Raw genomic sequence first — 1,687 nt, forward strand, 5'->3', positions numbered from 1 at the left:
AGTCGCCGCAGCGGGTGCGGCCTCGACCGCGGGAGCAGGGGCCTGCTCGGCCGGGGCGGTCTCAGCGGGAGCGTCGGCCTCGGCGGAGGGCTCCTCGGCGGTTGGGGCGTCGAACTCCGGCTCGGTGAGCTCCACCGCCGGGTCGGTGTCGGTGGCCAGGACCCGGGCCTCATCACGGCGGGCGTTGTGCACGGTGACGTGGCGCCCCGCGTGCTGGGGCAGACGCAGGGTGTTGGTGGCCAGGTTCGCCAGCGTGGGCGAATTGGCCAGACCGACCTCGACGATGTGCTCGATGCCCAGACCTCCCTCGCTCGGGGAGGACAGCAGGATCTCCTGGGTCTCGATCCAGCGCACCGGGGAGGCGAACTGCCAGGCCAGGAGCTCGACGAGCAGGACCCGGGCCAGCTCGGTGGGCCGCTTCACCCAGGAGTCCCAGCTAGCCAGGATCTCCTCGATCGGCTCGGAGGGCACGACCTCGAGGATCGAGCGGGCGAAGTCCTGGGTCAGGGCGAAGGGGCGTGCCACCAGGTTGGGCACGTAGTGGCCCACCAGGCGCTCGACATCCAGGTCATCGGGAACGAGCTCGAGCAGGCGGCCGCGGAACTCCGGGACGCCGGGGCGCAGCACCTCGGAGTGGAAGGGCACGTCGATGCCGGGAACGAACATGAATGGGTTCTTGCCCCCGCGGGCCTTGGCCTTGGCACGGGCGTCCGTGGCCAGGGCGTCCAGGCCCTTGATCGTGCCGGCCACGGCGTACTGGACCCCGGCCAGGTTGTGGTTGACGATCTGGAGGAACTCTCCGGTCTCTTGGGAGATCGACTTCACGTAGGCCTCGACCTCGTCGGCCTTGATCCCGGCCTGGTTGGGCCGCAGAGCGCCCATGCGGTAGTTCGATGCGCCGTCGGCGTCGCGGGGCACCAGCGAGTGCATGGTGGAGCCGCGCTGGAAAACGATTGAGATCATCGTCTCCACGGGCATGACGCGGCCGTAGGCGCTCAGGGCCGTGTATTCGCCCAGTGAGTGGCCGGCGAAGGCGGCGCTGTCCACCAGGGCACCGGCCTCGGCCAGGCGCGCGGTGGTCGCCATGGCCACGGTGGCCAGGGCCACCTGGGTGAACTGGGTGAGGTTGAGCAGGCCCTCGGGATGGCGGTAGGTGACGCCGCGGGCGGTCATCTCGGTGGGATTGTCGCGCACCAGGTTGATGACGGAGAAGCCCAGCTCGGCGCGGGTATGGGCGTCGGCGCGCTCCCAGACCTCGCGGGCGGCCTTGGAGGAGTTCATCTCGTCCAGGCCCATGCCGGGGGCCTGGATGCCCTGACCGGGGTAGATGTAGGCGGTGGGCTCGGGGGTCGTCACGGCGGTGCCGCGGGAGACGACCTCGCCGTTGATGCGGCAGACGACCTCCAGGACGTAGCCGCCGCCGACCACCAGGCCGGTGCGCTCCACGGTGATCTCGACGTCGTCACCCAGCTCCACCGGGCCGGTCATGACGTAGGTCCAGCCGGCCAGGACGTGGCGGGAGCCGTCGGCGGCGGTGGAGGCGGCCACCTGCTGGGCGGTGGCAGACAGCCACATGCCGTGGACGAGCGGGGCGTCCATACCGGCCACGTGGGCGGCGTTGTAGGAGGTGTGGATCGGGTTGAAGTCGCCGGTGACCCGGGCGAAGGCCGTCATGTCCGCAGGCGCG

1 protein-coding gene is annotated in these 1,687 nt (G+C 70.9%); it reads right to left on the reverse strand.

What is annotated here, in order from left to right; genetic code table 11:
* On the reverse strand, positions 1–1,687 hold a 1,687-nt coding region (locus tag HMPREF0975_RS04645), incomplete at both ends, for an acyltransferase domain-containing protein (protein ID WP_009232984.1).

It is taken from the genome of Actinomyces sp. oral taxon 849 str. F0330 (assembly GCF_000239715.1).
Classification (GTDB): Bacteria; Actinomycetota; Actinomycetes; order Actinomycetales; family Actinomycetaceae; genus Actinomyces; species Actinomyces johnsonii.